The sequence below is a fragment of the Christiangramia oceanisediminis genome, from assembly GCF_022570735.2.
GTDB classification, from domain to species: domain Bacteria; phylum Bacteroidota; class Bacteroidia; order Flavobacteriales; family Flavobacteriaceae; genus Christiangramia; species Christiangramia oceanisediminis.
The window spans coordinates 394,133-412,949 of record NZ_JANCNS010000001.1; the positions used below are offsets into that span (position 1 = coordinate 394,133).

The 18,817-nt window shown below is 42.3% G+C and carries 18 protein-coding genes; 7 read left to right on the forward strand and 11 right to left on the reverse strand.

Going from position 1 to position 18,817, the window contains the following annotated elements:
- Positions 1 to 72: 72 nt before the first annotated feature.
- Positions 73 to 1,830: an aromatic amino acid hydroxylase gene (locus MKO06_RS01765; protein ID WP_241550622.1), complete on the forward strand. Its 1,758-nt coding sequence runs from the start codon at positions 73 to 75 to the stop codon at positions 1,828 to 1,830.
- Here the strand turns inward: MKO06_RS01765 and MKO06_RS01770 are convergent.
- The 3 genes from MKO06_RS01770 to alaS all read right to left on the reverse strand — a co-directional run bounded on the left by MKO06_RS01770 (position 1,827) and on the right by alaS (position 6,349).
- Positions 1,827 to 2,441, reverse strand: coding sequence for a DUF4230 domain-containing protein (locus MKO06_RS01770; RefSeq protein WP_241550623.1), 615 nt, complete (start codon positions 2,439 to 2,441; stop codon positions 1,827 to 1,829). The two genes, MKO06_RS01765 and MKO06_RS01770, sit on opposite strands and share 4 nt — an antisense overlap.
- Before the next feature lie 286 nt (positions 2,442 to 2,727).
- Entirely contained in the window at positions 2,728 to 3,687 is a 960-nt protein-coding gene (locus tag MKO06_RS01775) for a GSCFA domain-containing protein (protein WP_241550624.1), read from the reverse strand.
- A gap of 46 nt (positions 3,688 to 3,733) precedes the next feature.
- Positions 3,734 to 6,349 (reverse strand): alanine--tRNA ligase, encoded by a 2,616-nt coding sequence (alaS, locus tag MKO06_RS01780; protein ID WP_241550625.1) that lies wholly within the window; start codon positions 6,347 to 6,349, stop codon positions 3,734 to 3,736.
- Between the two features lie 131 nt (positions 6,350 to 6,480).
- Here alaS and MKO06_RS01785 point away from each other — a divergent pair, with 131 nt between their 5' ends.
- From MKO06_RS01785 to MKO06_RS01810, 6 genes are all read left to right on the forward strand, one after another.
- Positions 6,481 to 7,458, forward strand: a complete 978-nt coding sequence (locus tag MKO06_RS01785; protein WP_241550626.1) for a M23 family metallopeptidase — start codon at positions 6,481 to 6,483, stop codon at positions 7,456 to 7,458.
- Complete coding sequence (locus MKO06_RS01790) at positions 7,458 to 7,787, forward strand: MerR family transcriptional regulator (RefSeq protein WP_241550627.1); 330 nt, start codon at positions 7,458 to 7,460, stop codon at positions 7,785 to 7,787. Before MKO06_RS01785 ends, MKO06_RS01790 begins: the two co-directional genes overlap by 1 nt.
- A 1-nt stretch (position 7,788) precedes the next feature.
- Positions 7,789 to 8,388, forward strand: coding sequence for a LemA family protein (locus tag MKO06_RS01795; protein WP_241550628.1), 600 nt, complete (start codon positions 7,789 to 7,791; stop codon positions 8,386 to 8,388).
- Positions 8,389 to 8,391: 3 nt separating this feature from the next.
- Positions 8,392 to 8,835, forward strand: coding sequence for a TPM domain-containing protein (locus MKO06_RS01800; RefSeq protein ID WP_241550629.1), 444 nt, complete (start codon positions 8,392 to 8,394; stop codon positions 8,833 to 8,835).
- Positions 8,795 to 9,631, forward strand: coding sequence for a TPM domain-containing protein (locus tag MKO06_RS01805; RefSeq protein WP_241551011.1), 837 nt, complete (start codon positions 8,795 to 8,797; stop codon positions 9,629 to 9,631). The genes MKO06_RS01800 and MKO06_RS01805 overlap by 41 nt, the downstream gene beginning before the upstream one ends.
- 232 nt (positions 9,632 to 9,863) lie before the next feature.
- Entirely contained in the window at positions 9,864 to 10,292 is a 429-nt protein-coding gene (locus MKO06_RS01810; RefSeq protein WP_241550630.1) for a TPM domain-containing protein, read from the forward strand.
- Between the two features lie 121 nt (positions 10,293 to 10,413).
- On the opposite strand, the gene clpX is transcribed toward MKO06_RS01810, so the two are convergent.
- From clpX to MKO06_RS01850, 8 genes are all read right to left on the reverse strand, one after another.
- Positions 10,414 to 11,646: an ATP-dependent Clp protease ATP-binding subunit ClpX gene (gene clpX / locus MKO06_RS01815; protein WP_241550631.1), complete on the reverse strand. Its 1,233-nt coding sequence runs from the start codon at positions 11,644 to 11,646 to the stop codon at positions 10,414 to 10,416.
- 51 nt (positions 11,647 to 11,697) lie between these two features.
- The gene (clpP, locus tag MKO06_RS01820; protein WP_241550632.1) at positions 11,698 to 12,375 is read right to left on the reverse strand and encodes an ATP-dependent Clp endopeptidase proteolytic subunit ClpP; all 678 of its coding nucleotides are present in this window, start codon (positions 12,373 to 12,375) and stop codon (positions 11,698 to 11,700) included.
- 107 nt (positions 12,376 to 12,482) lie between these two features.
- Positions 12,483 to 13,805: a trigger factor gene (tig, locus tag MKO06_RS01825; protein WP_241550633.1), complete on the reverse strand. Its 1,323-nt coding sequence runs from the start codon at positions 13,803 to 13,805 to the stop codon at positions 12,483 to 12,485.
- A gap of 86 nt (positions 13,806 to 13,891) precedes the next feature.
- Positions 13,892 to 14,233: a phage holin family protein gene (locus MKO06_RS01830; protein WP_241550634.1), complete on the reverse strand. Its 342-nt coding sequence runs from the start codon at positions 14,231 to 14,233 to the stop codon at positions 13,892 to 13,894.
- Between the two features lie 86 nt (positions 14,234 to 14,319).
- Positions 14,320 to 15,873, reverse strand: coding sequence for an SGNH/GDSL hydrolase family protein (locus MKO06_RS01835; RefSeq protein WP_241550635.1), 1,554 nt, complete (start codon positions 15,871 to 15,873; stop codon positions 14,320 to 14,322).
- Positions 15,874 to 15,881: 8 nt separating this feature from the next.
- The gene (locus tag MKO06_RS01840; protein ID WP_241550636.1) at positions 15,882 to 17,132 is read right to left on the reverse strand and encodes an OmpP1/FadL family transporter; all 1,251 of its coding nucleotides are present in this window, start codon (positions 17,130 to 17,132) and stop codon (positions 15,882 to 15,884) included.
- Positions 17,133 to 17,252: 120 nt separating this feature from the next.
- Entirely contained in the window at positions 17,253 to 18,014 is a 762-nt protein-coding gene (locus MKO06_RS01845; RefSeq protein ID WP_241550637.1) for an alpha/beta fold hydrolase, read from the reverse strand.
- Positions 18,015 to 18,728: a pyridoxine 5'-phosphate synthase gene (locus MKO06_RS01850; protein ID WP_241550638.1), complete on the reverse strand. Its 714-nt coding sequence runs from the start codon at positions 18,726 to 18,728 to the stop codon at positions 18,015 to 18,017.
- Positions 18,729 to 18,817: the final 89 nt, after the last annotated feature.

Sequence of the window (18,817 nt, forward strand, 5' to 3'; positions counted from 1 at the left end):
ATCAGCGAGAAACTTTCAATGTGTGTATCAAATTTTGTACTTTTAACGCAAACGTTTTAGTAAACCCGAATCATGTTAGATAACATCCAATCGAACGAGATACTTGACAGGCTTCCGGCCCATCTTCAACAATATATCAAGCCACAGAATTATGACGATTACACCCCGATAAACCAGGCGGTCTGGCGCTATGTAATGCGAAAAAACGTGGATTATCTTAGTAAGGTCGCGCATGATTCTTATTTACAGGGATTAAAACAAACAGGAATATCTATAGACAGTGTCCCAAATATGTACGGGATGAACCGGATCCTGAAAGAAATTGGCTGGGCAGCGGTGGCCGTTGACGGATTCATCCCCCCTGCTGCATTCATGGAATTCCAGGCTTATAATGTACTTGTAATTGCCAGTGATATTAGGCAATTAGAGCATATTGAATATACTCCTGCTCCTGATATCATTCACGAGGGAGCAGGGCATGCACCCATCATCGCCAATCCTGAATATGCCGAATACCTTCGTAGATTTGGCGAAATTGGCTGTAAAGCCATTTCGAGTTCTCATGATTACGAGGTTTACGAAGCCATTCGCGAACTTTCCATTTTAAAAGAGGCCGAAGATACTCCGGCTGAAAAGATCGAAGAAGTTGAAAAACGTGTGGATGAGCTTCAGAATAAGGAAGTGAAACCAAGCGAAATGTCCCAGATTAGGAATTTACACTGGTGGACGGTAGAATACGGATTGATTGGCACTCTTGAAAATCCGAAGATCTATGGAGCCGGCTTGCTCTCCTCTATCGGGGAAAGCAAATCCTGCCTCACCGATGCGGTAAAAAAGCTCCCCTATTCTATTGAAGCTTCTAAACAGGAATTCGATATCACAAAACCTCAGCCTCAACTATACGTAACTCCAGATTTTGCTCATTTGAGCCTGGTTCTGGAAGAATTTGCCAATAAGATGGCGCTGCGAAAAGGCGGACTCGAAGGCGTACAAAAACTCATCGATTCCAAAACCATAGGCAGTATTGAATTAAGTACAGGGATCCAAGTCTCCGGAAACTTTTCTAATGTGATCGAACACGAAGGAAAACCGGTCTATATTCAAACCGAAGGAAAAACAGCACTCTCCTACCGGGAAAAAGAACTGGTAGGGCATGGCGTTTCTACTCATCCCGAAGGATTTGGATCACCAATTGGCACCTTAAAAGGCATCAACCTGGCCATTGAAGATATGAGCCCTAGAGATCTCAGGGCTTACGACATCTATGAAGGTGAGTCTGTAGTCCTCGAGTTTGAAGGCGGTGTAAAAGTTGAAGGTGAGATCATTACAGGCACCAGGAACCTTCAGGGAAAGATCATCCTGATCAGTTTTAAGAATTGCACCGTAAGTTATGGAGAAAAGATCCTGTTCAAACCTGAATGGGGCCAGTATGACATGGCCGTAGGGAAAGCTATTATTTCAGCATTTGCAGGGCCGGCAGATCATGATTCTTTTGACCTGATCAATCATACGCCATCCACAACAACGATCAAAAGCAAGAAAACTCCAGAACGTGAAGAACTGGAATCCTTATATGAATCGGTTAGGAACATACGCAACGGAGAGAACACTAAATTCTCCCTGAATGCTGCTTTTGATATCGTAAAAAAACATCACCCAAAAGACTGGCTATTATCTGTAGAGATCTATGAACTTGCAGTTGATGATGACCAGGACCTTGCTAAAGAGGTTAAGGAACACCTGGAAAAATTAAAAACACGCAGGCCGGAGGTTGCTCATTTGATAGACGATGGTATCGAAATGACCCAGCAAAAACTCGCAACCATCTAAAGCCGGATACCTTCCAGCACTTCAGAGCTTTCAATGGGCTGGCCGCGGTATTCCAGGGTCCAGCCCATACTATTTGTAAGGATATAGATCTTTTGAAGTTCACTTATCAATCGGTTACGCGCGTTGGTTTTAAGACTGGAATTCTCGATTTTTTCACGTAATCCCTTTTCCACCCGCTCTTTGATCTTGTTATAGTCCTCAGCCTCGAACTGGTTGAGATAATCCTGGGTAACATCGTAATATTTAATATTCGGGTTGATACTGATCTCCTCTTCGGGAATGCTATTTATGATCACCTTTTGATTTTCCTCGTCAACTTCTATTTCAAGTTTACTCAGATCGTAAGCCACACTTGCTTCAGCATTCACTATGATAAGCGCCTTTTTCCTGGCTGAAAGCACATCAAAGTAGAAGCTTTTTGAATTCTTATAGGTAAAGACCTGGCTAAAGCTACCTTCAGTAACCACCAGCTTGCCCACATTTCTTATCTGTTGTTGTATAAGTGCCGTATTCTCCTCCAGGGTTTCCCTTTTTTCATTCTGCTGATCCCAGTACATAAAACCCAGGATGATTACGGCAAGAAATAACAAAGCTAGAATGAAATTTTTCATAAGTTGATTTTATACCGAAAAGATAGAAAAACCTGAGAAAAATAGTGAAGATGCACGTGTTATAAAAAACTAAAGGACGGCCCCACCCGTCCTTTAGTAAATTCTAAAATCTACCCCAACAAATTTTAGAAAACAAATCATCGGTAAACGGTTGATTATTTGAGGTGTACATCCTCTGCAAATAATTCATATTTACTTCAAATTTGTTTGATAAAAATACAATTTTTTTAATATAAATTATGAAAATATACTTTGCTTTCTACTAAAAAATTAACAATCCCAATATTCATAAGGGCTGAGAAAAAGTTATTTCAGGGTATTTTTTATTAATTTCCTCGATTTTAGCTTGTAAACGTGTAAGAAATTTCCTATGATTTACTGAATTTCCTTCTCGTGAACGATGAGAAAGTGCCTTCTGGATCTTATCGATCTGGAGGTTCAATTCCCTTGATCCGGCAGTGAGATAACTGTAAGAAAAGAGCTTCCAGATATATTCAATTGCAAGACTACTTGGATGCAACATATCATCTGCATAGAACCGGTAATCCCTAAGTTCATCCATCAATATCTCGTAAGATGGAAAATAGGCAGCATTTTCAGCATTTTCTACAAATCGGTGCACAGCAGTGATAAGATGAGCCTTACTCCGTTGGTTTTGAACAAGCCCATCTTTTAAATGCCGCACCGGTGAGATGGTTAGAATTAGCTTAGGCTTGTCGCTGAGCTGGGCGATACTGTGACTTATCACCTCCAGGTCGTTTACTATCTCATCTACCGATGAAAGTTCCTTTTGGAACATTTTCTGAGGCACCTTATGGCAATTAGCCACAATATCGGGCTTAGCTTCAAAAGTATATCCCCATGCCGTACCCAGGCTAATGATCACATGAGAAGCATCGGCAAGGAATTTTCTGCTTTCATCCAGGGAATTATTCAGTGCATGCAGGCATGCCTCCCTGGTCTCACGCCTCATTACCGAATGGGCTTCAAGAGACTGCCAGCCTTCATTGAACTCAAAAACGTCCTTTTCGGTATAGGCCTCATGATTGGATAATCTTTGGAAGAATTTCCTTATTGGTGAAGGGTGAAAGATGATGCCTGTTGGATTCTGAAGACTTTTGAATTTAAACCAATCCATTTTGGCTCCTATATTTTCCACAAAACAGGAGCCGATCAAAAAAACACCCTTTTTATGATCTATTTTAGGCATCCCCTCTTCTATTGGAGTTTTGGTTCTAAAATCCATATCCTTAAATTAAAAAATCCCGGTGATAAAACCGGGATCCTTTTTACTATTTTATAAACTGAGTTACCTCACTCAGAGCCTTATCCAGCCCGGCAGGATTTTTTCCACCCGCCGTGGCAAAGAATGGCTGGCCTCCGCCACCACCCTGTATATGTTTACCGAGCTCCCGTACAATATTGCCGGCATTCAGATCTTTTTCCTTCACGAGGTTCCTGGAGATATAACAGGAAAGCAATGCCTTTCCATTTTGCTCGGTTCCAAAAACCAATACAAGATTTTCCAGTTCATCGCCTAACTGAAAGCAAAGGTCCTTGATCCCCCCGGCATCCAGATCTACTTTTTTAGCCAAAAGGTTTACCCCGTTGATTTCCCTGATCTCCTGTTTCAGATCAGATTTCAGATTTTTAGCCTTGTCTTTCAGAAGGCTTTCAACCTGTTTCTTCAAATTAGCGTTCTCCTCCTGAAGCGAACTGATGGCCTTTGCCGGATCTTTAGGATTCTTCAATATATCCCTGATCTTCCCGAGAACTTCACTCTGTTCCTCGAAAAAGTTCATCGCCGCCTCCCCGGTGATCGCTTCTATCCTTCTTATTCCTGAAGCCACCGCCGATTCCCCGGTGATCTTGAAATACCAGATATCTGCAGTATTACCAACATGGGTTCCGCCACAAAGCTCCATTGATTCTCCAAAACGGATCGCTCTTACGGAATCCCCATACTTTTCTCCAAAGAGCGCAATAGCTCCCTGGTCTACAGCCTCTTTATAGCTCAGGTTCCTTTTTTCATCCAGTTCTATTTGCTCCCTGATCCTCGCATTAACGAAATCCTCAACCTGCTCTAATTCATCCTGGCTTAACTTGCTGAAATGGGAGAAATCGAATCTCAGGTAATCGCTCTGCACCATCGAGCCCTTCTGTTCCACATGCGTACCAAGTATCTTTCTTAAAGCCTGGTGCAACAGGTGAGTAGCGGTATGGTTTGATGCCGTTTTTGATCTGGAGGTGCGATCCACAATGGCTTCAAAGGTTCCTTCGGCCCTTTCAGGCATTTTCTTCACAAAATGAACGATCTGGTTATTTTCTTTTTTGGTATCCAGCACATCGATGACCTCCCCTTCAGAAGACATCAATATACCAGTATCCCCAACCTGACCTCCGCCTTCTGGGTAAAATGGCGTTTTGTCAAGTACCACCTGATACATCTTCCCTTTCTTTTTAGATTCAACCTCCCGGTACCGGGCGATCTTCACATTGGCCTCCAGGTTGTCATAACCAATAAAGGAGTCTTCCTCAACATTGGTTAGTTCATTCCAGTCACCGGCACTAACCTGTGTGGCTTTCCTGGATCGGTCTTTTTGTTTTTTCAGTTCCTCTCCAAAACCTTTTTCATCCAGCTCATAGCCATTTTCGCGTAAGATCAGTGCAGTTAGATCTATAGGAAAACCGTAAGTATCATATAATTCAAAGGCTTTCTCGCCGGAAATCTTCTTATCTGCCGATTCTTTCATCAAATTTTCAAGAAGTACCAGTCCCTGGTCCAGGGTCCTTAAAAAGGAAGCTTCTTCTTCTCTAATAACGTTCTCTATCAAACCTGACTGAGATCGCAACTCAGGAAACGCGCTCCCCATTTGTTTACTTAGAACCGGAACCAGATGATAGATAAACGGCTCCTTGCTGTTTAGAAAGGTAAATCCATATCGGATTGCCCTTCTTAAAATTCGTCTTATCACATAACCGGCGCCTGTATTGCTCGGCAATTGCCCATCGGCAATACTGAATGCCACTGCTCTTACGTGATCTGCAATAACCCTCATGGCGATATTAGCATCTTCAGCTTCACCGTATTTATTCCCGGTAATTTTTTCAATTTCTGAAATTAGCGGAGTAAAGACATCGGTGTCGTAATTCGATTTTTTATCCTGAAGCACCATACACAGTCGCTCGAATCCCATCCCGGTATCGATATGCTTGGCAGGAAGTTCTTCCAGGTCTCCGTTGGCCTTCCGGTTATATTGCATAAAGACCAGGTTCCAGATCTCTACTACCTGGGGATGATCCATATTCACCAGTTCTCTTCCGGGAACTTTGGCTTTTTCTTCATCAGATCGAATGTCAATGTGAATTTCGGAACAAGGTCCGCAAGGCCCCTGGTCTCCCATTTCCCAAAAATTATCTTTTTTGTTTCCGTAGATGATCCGGTTTTCCGGCACGATCTCTTTCCATAGCTCCAGGGCTTCGGTATCCAAACCTAAATTATCGGCATCATCGCTTCCTTCAAATACCGAAACATAGAGTTTATCGGGATCTATCTTAAATACCTCGGTAAGCAGTTCCCAGGCCCACTGAATGGCTTCCTTCTTAAAATAATCGCCAAAACTCCAGTTCCCAAGCATTTCGAACATGGTATGATGATAGGTATCATGCCCAACCTCTTCCAGGTCGTTATGCTTACCGCTAACCCTCAAACATTTTTGAGTGTCGGTCACCCGGGTATCTTTAGGCGTAGAATTGCCCAGGAAAAATTCCTTGAACTGGTTCATTCCCGCGTTGGTGAACATCAGGGTAGGGTCATCTTTGATCACCATAGGTGCTGAAGGAACTATGCTATGGGATTTTGATTTAAAAAATTCTAAAAACTCTTTCCGGATCTCCTGTGACTTCATTCAGTTATTTTCTTGCAAAATTCATTAAATTATGAAGACGGCAAAACAATTATTATATTTGTTCGTTAACCGTAATAAATTGCACGGTATTTGCGCCGTTTCGTGACGCAAAAATAGCATAATTTTAGCTCATGTCGAAGGTTAAATATTATTACGATAGCGAGACTCTTTCCTACAAGAAGATCGAGCAAAAAAAGGGTCGCCGGCTAGGAATCATCCTGTTGAGCATCACCGGAAGTTTTCTGGGTGGTTTCATTCTTTTAATGATCTATCTGAATATTCCTCAAATTGAAACCCCCAAGGAAAAAGCCTTGAAGAGAGAGCTTCATAATATGGAGCTTCAATACGGCCTTCTTAACAAGAAGATGGACCAGATCCAGGATGTGATGGCCAATATCGAGGATAGAGACAACAACATTTACAGGCTTTATTTCGAAACCAATCCAATTCCTGAAGAACAGCGAAGAGCAGGATTCGGAGGTATCAATAGATATAAAGATCTTGAAGGATTTGACAATAGCAAACTCATCATAGAAACCAGTAAGCGAATGGATGTGCTTACCAAAAGACTGGTAGTTCAATCTAAATCACTGGATGAGATCGCTGAACTGGCCAAGGAAAAGGGGGCCCTGCTTTCCGCTATTCCTGCCATTCAACCGGTAAACAATGAGGACCTGAGCAGGATCGCTTCAGGTTACGGCTGGAGAACAGATCCATTTACAAAGGTTAAGAAATTCCATTACGGGATGGATTTTACCGCTCCAAGAGGGACACCAATTTACGCTACGGGCGATGGAACCGTAGTGCGCGCAGACAGCCGATCTACCGGTTACGGAAACCATATTCGAATAGATCATGGTTATGGTTATACCAGCCTGTATGCACATCTATACAAATACAATGTTCGCCGCGGCCAGAAAGTAAAACGGGGCGATGTGATTGGTTTTGTTGGAAGCACAGGTAGATCTGAAGCACCTCATCTACATTATGAGATCTTCAAGGATGACCAGCGTATCAATCCTATCAATTTTTATTATGGAAACCTTTCTCCTGAAGAATTCGATAAGGTTCTGGAAAAAGCCCAACGTGAAAACCAATCACTTGATTAATGCACATTAACCTTCCCGAAAAACGCTATTACAGCATTGGCGAGGTCGCTGAAGCTTTTAAGGTGAACACATCCCTTATTAGGTTCTGGGAAAAGGAATTTGATGCGATCAAGCCAAAGAAGAACGCGAAAGGCAACCGCAAATTTACTCCCGATGACATCAAAAACCTGGAATTGATCTATCACCTGGTCAAGGAAAGAGGATTTACCCTCGAAGGAGCGAAAATTCATTTAAAGGAAGAAAAACAAAAAACATTAACTAACTTTGAGATAATCAGAAAGTTAGAACGAATAAAATCTGAACTAGTCAACCTTAAAAATCATTTATAAGATGAAAAAGTGGTTAATACCTTTAGCGATCATTGTGATCGTTATTATTGTGATCTGGCAATTCGCTGCCGGTTTCAACAACACCGCAGTAACCAAGGAAGAAAATGCAAAACTGGCCTGGTCTAATGTGGAGAGTTCTTACCAAAGAAGGAACGACCTTATTGGCAACCTGGTAAAAACCGTACAGGGAGCAGCCGATTTTGAGCAGGGTACCTTAACCGATGTGATCGAGGCCAGAGCCAAAGCCACTTCCATCAATGTAGATGCAGAGAATCTTAGCGCAAGCCAGATCCAGCAGTTCCAGGAAGCCCAACAGGGAGTTTCATCGGCCTTATCCAGATTACTGGTGACAGTTGAACGATATCCCGACCTCAAGGCAAACCAGAATTTCCTCCAATTGCAATCGCAACTCGAGGGCACCGAGAATAGGATAAATGTCGCGAGGGATCGATTTAATGAAGCCGTGACAGATTATAATACTTATATACGGGTATTCCCGAATAACCTGCTTGCAGGCCTTTTCGGATTTGACCGTATGGAACGCTTCCAGGCCGATGCCGGAGCCGAAGATGCACCAGACGTAGAATTCGACTTTCAGTAAGCCATGGCGGACGCAGACAAGGGATTTTTAACGAAAAAGGAAGAAGAAGAGATCGTTGAAGCCATCAGAAAGGCCGAACGAAAGACCTCGGGCGAAATAAGGGTGCATATTGAAAGAAGCACCGGTGGCCAGGATATCTTTGAACGGTCTATGGAAGTCTTCCATAAGTTGAAAATGGACAACACAAAGGAAGATAACGGCGTCCTGATCTATGTTGCTGTAGAAGATCATAATTTTGTTATCTACGGGGATAAAGGCATCAATGCAGTTGTCCCCGACGATTTCTGGGAAAGCACAAAAGACCTGATTGTATCCCACTTCAAAAATGGTGATTTTAAGACCGGACTCGTAGAAGGGATACTTAAGGCCGGTGAACAATTAGAAAAACATTTTCCCTGGGATGAAAATGACACCAATGAGCTATCCAATCAAATTTCTAAAGGCTAAAAATATCAAACAGTTACTGCTTTTATTAATCCTTTTTACAGGATTTACGGCCATAGCTCAGCGGGATATCCCACCCAAACCATCTGAACAAACCAGTGTCTATGACGAAGCCGATATGCTATCGCCTTCCAATGAAAAGATGCTGGAACAAAAACTGGTTAATTATTCAGATACCACATCTACACAGATCGTTATTGTGACCATTCCTTCCCTAGAAGGAGAATATGAAGGAACCTATGCCGCGCACTGGGCCCACGAATGGGGTATTGGACAGAGCGATACCGATAATGGGCTTCTGGTCCTGGTTGCCCAGAAAGAACGGAAGATCTGGATCACTACCGGTTTTGGTCTTGAAGAATATCTTACCGACGCAAAGACCAAGGAGATCATAGAATTGATCATTCTGCCTGAGTTCAGAAATGGTAATATTTATGGCGGTCTAGACAAAGGAACTACAGCCATTTTCCAGGTATTGAACGGAACATTTAAAGGTGCTCCAAGCCCAGAAGGCTCTGGTGGCGGAGGTATATCTTTAAGGATCATCATCATCTTTTTTATCCTGTTCGTTATTCTAACCTCACTTTTCAATAAACGCGGTGGTGGAAGAAATGGTGGCAGAAGGTCTGGAAGAAGCACTTTGTGGGATGCTATCATTCTAAGCTCCATGGGACGCGGAAGTTTTGGCGGTGGAGGCTTTGGTGGAGGCAGTTCCGGAGGCGGTTTCGGTGGCGGAGGCTTCGGAGGAGGTTTCGGCGGCGGAGGCTTTGGCGGTGGCGGCGCTGGCGGAAGCTGGTAATTTAGTTGCAGTTTTCAGTATCTAGCAAGCAGTTGGAAGTAGCAGTCAGCAAGCAATTGGGAAATTTGTCAAACTTCAGATCTAGCTAAACACCTGTATCTTAAGTGAATTATATCCTATCGGATATCGATAATAACTTTCAATTGCAGCCAGAATTTACTTAAGTTTTATTCTTCCAGGTTTGAAAAAGCTACATTAGGCCAGGTTCCCCATTATAGACATCCAACTGAAAATGGTCGAGGAAAAGGTTTTATTCCCTGTATCTAGAGACTACTTTAATGATTTCGAAGAGATTTTCAGCATCCAACAGGAAGAGCGACTCGAAAAGCTGATTTCAAATTACGAAAAAGAAACCATCCGCGAAATCGCAATTATCACTGTAAAATCCATAGAGCCTTATGAGAATATCAGGGAATATGCAATGGCGATCTCTAATGATTGGGAAGTTGGGAAGGAAGAAACCAGTAACGGACTCACTATTCTAATGTGCACCGAATTAAAAAGTGTTTGCATAACTACCTGGCTAAGGTTCCCGAAAACCCTGACCGATGACATTTGCAAAAAAGTGATCCCGGAATTCAAAAATGGGAACTATTATAGGGGTGTGGAAAAAGGTGCTCTGGAGATGATGAAAAAAGGAATTCCTAATATGTCTGCCTGAGCGGAGTCGAAGGCTAGCATCTGACCTTAGACAGCTTTAAATAAAAAATGTCCTCAAATCTTGAGGACATTTTTTATTATACCAGAACAGCTTTTAGCTTTTCACTTAAGGCTTATAGTCATTAAGAAACCGCCTTTAGCTTGCTCATCGTTGACTTGTTCAATTTATCTTCAGCATATTCACGGGTCACCGTAAATTCGCCTTCTTCGCTTTCCGGAAGGTCGAACATGGCATCGGTCAGGATAGCTTCGCAAAGCGATCTTAATCCACGTGCACCAAGTTTGTATTCCACTGCCTTGTCCACGATATAATCCAGTGCCTGGTCTGTAATATCGAATTCGATATCATCCATTTCGAACAGTTTCTTATACTGCTTGATGATCGCATTCTTAGGCTCGGTAAGGATCGCTCTAAGCGTAGACCTGTCCAGCGGATTCATATACGTAAGTGCCGGAAGTCTACCAATGATCTCAGGGATCAACCCGAATTCCTTCAGATCCTTTGGAATGATATACTTCAGCAGATTGGTACGCTCGATAGCATCCTCGCTTTTTGAAGCGCTAAAGCCAACCGCCTGCATGTTCAATCGTTTACTGATGATCCTTTCGATCCCATCAAAAGCACCACCTGCGATAAAAAGTATATTTTCAGTATTTACCTCGATAAATTTCTGATCAGGATGTTTACGACCTCCTTTTGGTGGTACGTTCACGGTGGTTCCCTCCAGAAGCTTCAGCAATGCCTGCTGAACACCTTCCCCGGAAACATCACGGGTGATCGAAGGATTATCGCTCTTTCTGGCGATCTTATCGATCTCATCAATGAATACGATACCGCGTTGAGCTTTCTCCGTATTATAATCGGCTGCCTGAAGCAGACGGGTAAGAATACCTTCCACATCTTCTCCAACATAACCGGCTTCGGTCAATACAGTTGCATCAACAATAGCCAGCGGCACATTCAGCATTTTAGCGATCGTTCTGGCCATAAGGGTTTTCCCGGTTCCGGTCTCCCCTACCATCACGATGTTACTTTTCTGGATCTCTACATCATCATCGGTCTCTGGCTGTAGCAAACGCTTATAATGATTATAAACCGCAACAGACATCACTTTCTTGGTTTCCTCCTGCCCGATGATATATTCATCAAGGAAGGCTTTGATCGATTTTGGCTTGCTAAGCATTAAATCTGAAGATAGCTCTCTGGCCTCTCCCTGCCTTGATTCCTCTACCACAATACCATGCGCCTGCTCTATACAACGATCACAGATATGAGCATCCAGCCCGGCAATCAGCAGATTGGTTTCAGGCTTCTTTCTTCCACAAAAGGAACATTCTAAATCTTCTTTCGCCATTATCTAATTTTTCTTGAATTACTCTTAAGTTAAAAAAAGTAATTCACAATTTTATCCTTCTCTTTTTAAAATTTCATCGATCATCCCGTATTCCTTGGCTTTTTCAGCCTTCATCCAGTAATCACGATCACTGTCTTCATGCACCTTTTCGTAGGTTTGCCCTGAATGTTTAGCGATGATCTTATAAAGCTCTTCTTTCAATGTTATTATTTCACGGGCGGTGATCTCGATATCACTTGCCTGCCCCTGGGCTCCACCCATTGGCTGGTGGATCATCACACGGCAGTGTGGCAAACCACTTCGCTTTCCGTTTTCACCGGCACATAAAAGAACTGCTCCCATAGAAGCCGCCATTCCAGTACAGATGGTAGCCACATCTGGCTTTATAAATTGCATCGTATCATAGATCCCAAGACCTGCATATACGCTTCCGCCAGGGGAGTTGATATAGATTTGAATATCTTTTGAAGCATCTGTACTTTCAAGGAATAACAACTGGGCCTGAACGATATTCGCAACCTGATCATTGATTCCTGTTCCCAGGAAGATGATCCTGTCCATCATGAGCCTGGAAAACACATCCATCGCCACGGCATTCATCTGTCTTTCTTCAATGATATTAGGAGTCATGCCCTGGGGCAACATGCTACTTATGATCTTATCGTAATAATTGCTGTTGATGTTATGATCTGAAACAGCGTATTTTCGAAATTCTTTTCCGTAGTCCATCAATTTCTTTTGTTTATAGCATAATTAAAATTCCGGGGAGGGCCAAAAAAAGGCGTTATCCCGGATGAGTTAACGCCTTAAAGATAGATAATAAATCGTAAAAAGGCTTACTTATAGATAGCTTTCACAAATTCTTCGTAAGTCACTTCCTTTTCGTCGAATTTCATATTCTCTTTGTAGAATTCAAGCAGTTTTTCATTCATTAACTGCTCAGAAAGTCTCTTCACCTCATCCTGGTTTGAAAGGATCCTGGCAGCGATATCATCCAGTTCTTTTTCAGACGGATCCATCTGACCAAACTGAGCCATTTGCTGCTTTATTTTATCGGTTGTAAAGGCTTTTAGATCATTGAAATCTACGTTAAGATTGTTATCGTTCACAACCTTTCCTTCGATCAATTGATACCTAAGACCTTTCTCGCTCTTCTCATATTCCTCAACCGCTTCTTCTTCAGTAAGTGGCTTTTCACCTACAGTGCGAATCCATTTTTGTAGGAATTCCTTAGGAAGATCGAAATTTGTAGTTTCGATAAGGGCTTCGGTTATGTCGTTCATCAACTGCTGATCGCTCTGCTGCTGGAATTGCTTAGCCGCATCTTCTTTGATCTTTTCCTTTAGCTCGGTTACAGTTTTTACCTTATCCTTTCCGAAGAGTTTGTCGAACAATTCCTGGTCAAGGTCTGCTAATTCCCTTTCATTGATCTCAGAAATGGTGAACTCCACCTCGATATCAAGATCATGAGCCTTATCATGCTCGATCCCTAAATGATTAATCAAGGCATGATCATCTTCAAAAAGACCTTTAGTTTTTAAAGTGATGGTATCACCAACCTTCGCTCCTGTGAACTTATTAAGGTTGCGCTTTCCTTTAATATTTTCAAGCTCGATGGTAGTTTCTTTCTCGATCCCTTCTTCTTCATTCTTAAAAGTACCGGCAACCGTATCTCCTTCCTCTACCTCTTCCTTGGTCTTTAGTTTTCCATATTGCTTCTGGATGCTTTCGATCTGGTCGTTTACCATTTTCTCATCAGCAACAATATTATATTTGGTAACTGGCTTTTCAAGATCCAGGTTCACATCAAATTCGGGAGCAAGTCCAAGTTCGAATTCGAAGCTGTAATTATCCTTATCCCAGTCAAAATTTTCCTGTTCCTTAGGAATAGGGTTACCAAGAACATCGAGCTTCTCCTCGGTAAGATATTTATTAAGGCTTTCCTGAAGCAATTTGTTCACTTCATCCACCAACACGGCCTGGCCGTATTGTTTCTTAACCATTCCCATTGGCACATGACCTTTTCTGAAACCGGGAATATTGGCATTCTTACGGTAATCCTTTAATATTTTCTCTACTTTACCGGCATAATCCTCTTTCGCGATATCAACTTTAACTACCGCATTTAATTCATCAATATTCTCTCTGGTAATATTCATTTTGATCTGTTATAAAAAATTGGAGTGCAAAATTACGTTTTTTCTAAAAGTCTGCAAAGTTTCAAATTATTGAAATTCAGATAAATCTAATCTGTTTTCAAAATGGAGAATAGCAAAGATTGAACCAGAGACAATAACAGGCTAAAAATTATGGCAATTAGCCAGCCATCTACATCAAAACCTGACACAAAGCCATCTGCCATGAAAATAATGATGGCATTGATGACCAGAAGAAACAAGCCTAAAGTTAATATGGTGACCGGGAGGGTCAATAGTACCAGGATGGGCTTCACGATAAAATTGAGGAGTGCCAGCACCAATGCTACGACTATGGCAGTCCAGTAACTATCTACGCTCACGCCAGGCAATAATTTAGCGATGACTACCACCGCAAGTGCGGTCAATAAAAGACGAAGTATGAAATTCATAATTTAATGTGTTGGTTATTGGTAAAATTGCAAAAAAAACGCCGGGATCAACCCGGCGTTCCTAAAAAATTATATGAATTTTAATACTACTGCACGTTATTGCTTAAGCTAACAGTACCATAACTACCCACATCCACATTAGGAAGATTTGCTTCATAATTGGCATTGATCACCTTGATGATCTCATTTGCGATCACCGCGTTACCTCTTGGAGTTAAATGCACTCCGTCAAGAGAAAAAGCACCGCCGGTAACAAACTGAGAGGTAATTGGAATTCCCTGGTAATTCAATCCGCCGCTCGCACCAATTTGAGACAGCAGTGCATTCGCATCTACCAGCCCCAGGCTGTAATTTTGAGCAATGCTGGCAATAGCTGCATTGTACTGGGTGGTTACCTGGGCAACTATTTCCTGCTCAGAAGCGGTCAACACATGCTCATCACCTAATGGAACAGAAACCCCGTTTACTAACATAGGGTTATTATTCACAGTAGTTCCAATGAAGGAAGAAGAAGTCAACGGAATAAGATCTTCTGAAGTCGCCTGTCTTAACTGACCTAATAGTGCTGCAGTTTGCGGATCCAGGTTGAATGGAGCCTGCTGAAGTATTCCGGTCACATTGGTTAGATCTTCATCTACCAGGGTCACGAAATTCTGATTACTTTCAGTAAATATAATTTTTCTGCTATTGGCTTCAGCTTCGGTTAGAATTCCTGCCTGCACCAAACCTGGAAGGATTTGAGTGTTATATGCTCCAAATTGTGCATTCAATGCAGCAGCCGTATTAGCATCCAATGGAATTGGATTTACCGGAACCACGTTGAAAAAAGGAATATCGGTCACATTAGGAATATTGATCAACACCCCTTCTGCAGATGAACCATCCTCTCCAGCTAATTCACTTACGATAGAATTGTACACGAAAGCAAATGCGTTTGGATCGGTAATATCATTAGGTCCATAAGTAGCAAAATCTGTATTGTTTTGCTGGTAAACACCATCTCCTCCTGAAGTCGCAAAACTCAATACATCATTATTTCCAATCCAAAGAGTAAAGAATGTTGGATTTTGAGCTACCGCATCGGCCACGATCGTGGTACCTTCAGAGGAAGCAAATCTTGCGAAATAAGGGTTAGCCATGCCTGAAGGCACTCCGGCTACATTTCCGTATCCAGGAGCCAGCAGGTGAAAAGATTTAGCACCTGGCACTCCCATATTGTTGAATGGTCCTGTGAGTTTGTTAGAAACCTCGGTAGTTGGAGTAGCATTTAACCTCGCAGGTCTGGCAGTTAGTGCCGACTCTCCAGCCAGAACGAATCTGGGCTGCTGGATCTGGTTACCTCCTAGCAACAAACCACCAATATTGTCATTGACCAAAGGCTGTGTAAAATCGAAATCTCCCTCGGCGGCCAATTCCATTTTTGAAGCAATGATGTTCGGGTAGGAATTCTGCTGCCCGGTAATATACAAAGCACCATCTGCATATCCTGCTGTAAGCGAATTTCCAAGGGCTACGTAATTAGAAAAATCAGCCTCTCCATTGCTGTAAAATCCATCATCTTCGATTGAATTCTCTAGTTCCGGCTCACAGGATACAACTCCAAGGGCCAGAATCGCCATATATTTTATATAATTCTTCATCTCTAAAATTAAATTTTAATAGTTACACCCAAACCTGGTACAAAAGCGCTTGACTTGTAAGTCCCTTCAAATGGAACCTGCTGACCGTTCTCTTCGTAAAAATCATAAGACTCCTCGATCTCATCAAAATGACTGTATAGGAACGAAGCATCTATCGCTACGCGATCTGATACGTTGATAGACAAACCTCCTGTGAAGTTATTTGAGTTATTCCTTGGAGTTTCCGGAGCGAAATATCCAGACTGTACAGGTGACTCATCAAAATAATATCCTGCTCTTAAAGTAAAGGTCTCGTTGGCCGTATACTGAAGTCCGAATCTATAGATCGAAGAATCCTCATAATTTCTTGGGTTTTCAGAATCAGGAATATTTGGATTATCAAAATCCAGGTCTAAAGACTCGTATACACCCCAGAAAGTCCTGTTGTAATCGAAAGCGAACAACCATTTTTCGTTAAGCTGGTAAGAAACTCCTACCGTAAGTTCAGCCGGTAGAGGCAATTCTGCATCAAACCTGGTATTTTCAAATGGAGTTAAAGGAGAGTTAGGTACATTTTGGAAATCGGCATCTCCATCTTCAGCCTGCATAATGATCTCTGAACGATAATTCACACCTATTGTTAAACTATCGATTGGTTTCCACATCGCACCGGCAGACCATCCCCAGGCACTAACGCCAGATGCATCTACGGTTACGTTGGAGCGATTACCCTCAAGATCGGTAAGCGTTCTGTTCAGGTTTCTGTTGAAATTCACTGAACCATTCACATATATAGGACCACCTCCAACAGATAGATTATCGGTGATCTTATAAGACGCAAGCGCCTGTATATAGATCGCCTGAAGGTCTATATTATTTACAAGGTGCGAACCTGCCCAGTCTTGCTCCCACTCTACGCTACTACCGTAAGGTGTATAGGCAGCGAATCCAAGACTGAACTTTTCATTTAATTTATAGGAAAAATAAGCATAAAAAGGAGTACCTACCGGACTATCGGTTCTGGCCATCTGTCCAAATTCGTCATTCTGCCATACCACATCAGAAAATACGGCACTTGCTCCAGCCGCAATGTTGATCTTGTTCTCAAGAAAGCTAAGCCCACCGGGGTTGAAGAAAGCCAACTCTGCATTGTTAACCATCGCCACACCAGTGTGCCCCATTGCAAGCCCGCGTTGTCCCTGCAGACTCACCCTGTACCCACCAGCGTAAGTGATAGCCGTGGCCATAGCAAATAGGCCAAGTAAAAATAGTCTTTTCATAATTTGTTTAGGATTATATTTTAATATCGTAAAATAGTTGCGCCAAAAATAGCATAAATTAAATATTACGCAACAAAACAGGATAATTTATTATGCATACATAATAAATTTAGAAAGATTTTAAACAAATCGGATTATCGCCTCAAAGAATTCCTGCGGACTTTCTGCATGCACCCAGTGGCCGGCATTTTTTATACTAACAAATTCAACTTTTGGGAAATGCGCCCTGATCTCTTCATGATCTTCATCCTTGATATAGTTAGAATTGTCCCCTTTAATAAAAAGCACAGGGCCTTTGTATTCGGAATGCTGCGGAAGGGCTCGGCCAATATTCTCGATCTTATCCTTAAGAACAGGAAGATTCATCTTTAAAGACAGGAGGTCCTTCTCCTTCCTGTAAAGGTTTTTAAGCAGGAACAAGCGCACCCCGGTTTCGTCTATATATTCCTCCAAAAGATCTTCAGCATCTCTTCTAGAGCTTAACCTGGCATCATCAAGGGCGGTTAATCCCTTTAAAATCTGTTTATGATGGGGCGCATAATATTTTGGAGCAATATCTACTACGATAAGCCTTTCCACCAAATTCTCATATGTAGCGGCTACCAGCATCGCGGTCTTGCCGCCCATGGAATGCCCCATCAAAATGATATTGTCCAGTTCATGTTCCTGGCAGTATTCCTTAATATCCTCGGCCATTAATTCATAGGAAAATTCATCGCTATGCGGACTCTTACCATGATTTCGCTGGTCTATCAGGTGAACTTCAAAGCCCTCATCGGCAAATTGTTTTCCAAGTGTTTTCCAGTTGTCGCTCATCCCAAGAAAACCATGTAGAATTAACATAGGTCTTCCCTCTCCCAGGATCACAGAATGTAATTTCATCTATTTCAATAATTTTAGATAATGTTCAATAGTTTTCTCCAGACCAAGGTACAAGGCTTCAGATATCAAAGCGTGACCTATTGAAACTTCAGCCAGGTGCGGTACATTTTCCTTGAAATACCGAAGGTTTTTCAGGGAAAGATCGTGACCGGCATTTACGCCCAACCCAAGTTCATGAGCCAGTTGAGCACACTGGGCATAAGCTTTTGCCGAATCTGGCCTTCCTTCAGCATAATCTACCGCGAAGCTTTCAGTATATAATTCAATCCTGTCTGTCCCTGTCTTAGCAGCTCCTTCGATCATTTCCTTAACAGGATCTACGAATATGGAGGTACGAACTCCATTTGATTTGAACTCTGCGATCACATCCTGTAAGTATTCTCTATGTTTAATGGTATCCCAGCCGGCATTGGAGGTGATGGCATCCTCAGCATCTGGCACCAGTGTGACCTGGGCCGGTTTCACCTCAAGGACAAGATCAATGAATTTCTGGATAGGTTTACCTTCAATATTGAATTCGGTAGTAAGCACCGGTTTTAGATCGTGACAATCGGAATAGCGAATATGCCTTTCATCGGGTCTTGGGTGCACCGTGATCCCCTCGGCTCCGAACTTTTCAATGTTCAGGGCAGCCTCCACAACATTTGGAATATCCCCGCCACGCGCATTTCGCAACGTCGCTATTTTATTGATATTTACACTCAGCTTGGTCATTTTAACTTCGTTTTATTAACAAAAATACAAAGAGGAGGCTGCAACAGTAAATATTATTTTGATTAATTTGCAGAAAAGGAGTGGACAAG

What these genes read in the sequence shown, in the direction of transcription:
- MKO06_RS01850 (WP_241550638.1), bottom strand. Translation starts at nt 18,728, where the DNA reads ATGACCAAGCTGAGTGTAAATATCAATAAAATAGCGACGTTGCGAAAT.
- MKO06_RS01810 (WP_241550630.1), top strand. Translation starts at nt 9,864, where the DNA reads ATGGTCGAGGAAAAGGTTTTATTCCCTGTATCTAGAGACTACTTTAAT.
- clpP (WP_241550632.1), bottom strand. Translation starts at nt 12,375, where the DNA reads ATGGACTACGGAAAAGAATTTCGAAAATACGCTGTTTCAGATCATAAC.
- MKO06_RS01830 (WP_241550634.1), bottom strand. Translation starts at nt 14,233, where the DNA reads ATGAATTTCATACTTCGTCTTTTATTGACCGCACTTGCGGTGGTAGTC.
- MKO06_RS01840 (WP_241550636.1), bottom strand. Translation starts at nt 17,132, where the DNA reads ATGAAAAGACTATTTTTACTTGGCCTATTTGCTATGGCCACGGCTATC.
- alaS (WP_241550625.1), bottom strand. Translation starts at nt 6,349, where the DNA reads ATGAAGTCACAGGAGATCCGGAAAGAGTTTTTAGAATTTTTTAAATCA.
- MKO06_RS01790 (WP_241550627.1), top strand. Translation starts at nt 7,458, where the DNA reads ATGCACATTAACCTTCCCGAAAAACGCTATTACAGCATTGGCGAGGTC.
- MKO06_RS01785 (WP_241550626.1), top strand. Translation starts at nt 6,481, where the DNA reads ATGTCGAAGGTTAAATATTATTACGATAGCGAGACTCTTTCCTACAAG.
- MKO06_RS01835 (WP_241550635.1), bottom strand. Translation starts at nt 15,873, where the DNA reads ATGAAGAATTATATAAAATATATGGCGATTCTGGCCCTTGGAGTTGTA.
- MKO06_RS01800 (WP_241550629.1), top strand. Translation starts at nt 8,392, where the DNA reads ATGGCGGACGCAGACAAGGGATTTTTAACGAAAAAGGAAGAAGAAGAG.
- clpX (WP_241550631.1), bottom strand. Translation starts at nt 11,646, where the DNA reads ATGGCGAAAGAAGATTTAGAATGTTCCTTTTGTGGAAGAAAGAAGCCT.
- MKO06_RS01795 (WP_241550628.1), top strand. Translation starts at nt 7,789, where the DNA reads ATGAAAAAGTGGTTAATACCTTTAGCGATCATTGTGATCGTTATTATT.
- MKO06_RS01805 (WP_241551011.1), top strand. Translation starts at nt 8,795, where the DNA reads ATGACACCAATGAGCTATCCAATCAAATTTCTAAAGGCTAAAAATATC.
- MKO06_RS01845 (WP_241550637.1), bottom strand. Translation starts at nt 18,014, where the DNA reads ATGAAATTACATTCTGTGATCCTGGGAGAGGGAAGACCTATGTTAATT.
- MKO06_RS01770 (WP_241550623.1), bottom strand. Translation starts at nt 2,441, where the DNA reads ATGAAAAATTTCATTCTAGCTTTGTTATTTCTTGCCGTAATCATCCTG.
- tig (WP_241550633.1), bottom strand. Translation starts at nt 13,805, where the DNA reads ATGAATATTACCAGAGAGAATATTGATGAATTAAATGCGGTAGTTAAA.
- MKO06_RS01775 (WP_241550624.1), bottom strand. Translation starts at nt 3,687, where the DNA reads ATGGATTTTAGAACCAAAACTCCAATAGAAGAGGGGATGCCTAAAATA.
- MKO06_RS01765 (WP_241550622.1), top strand. Translation starts at nt 73, where the DNA reads ATGTTAGATAACATCCAATCGAACGAGATACTTGACAGGCTTCCGGCC.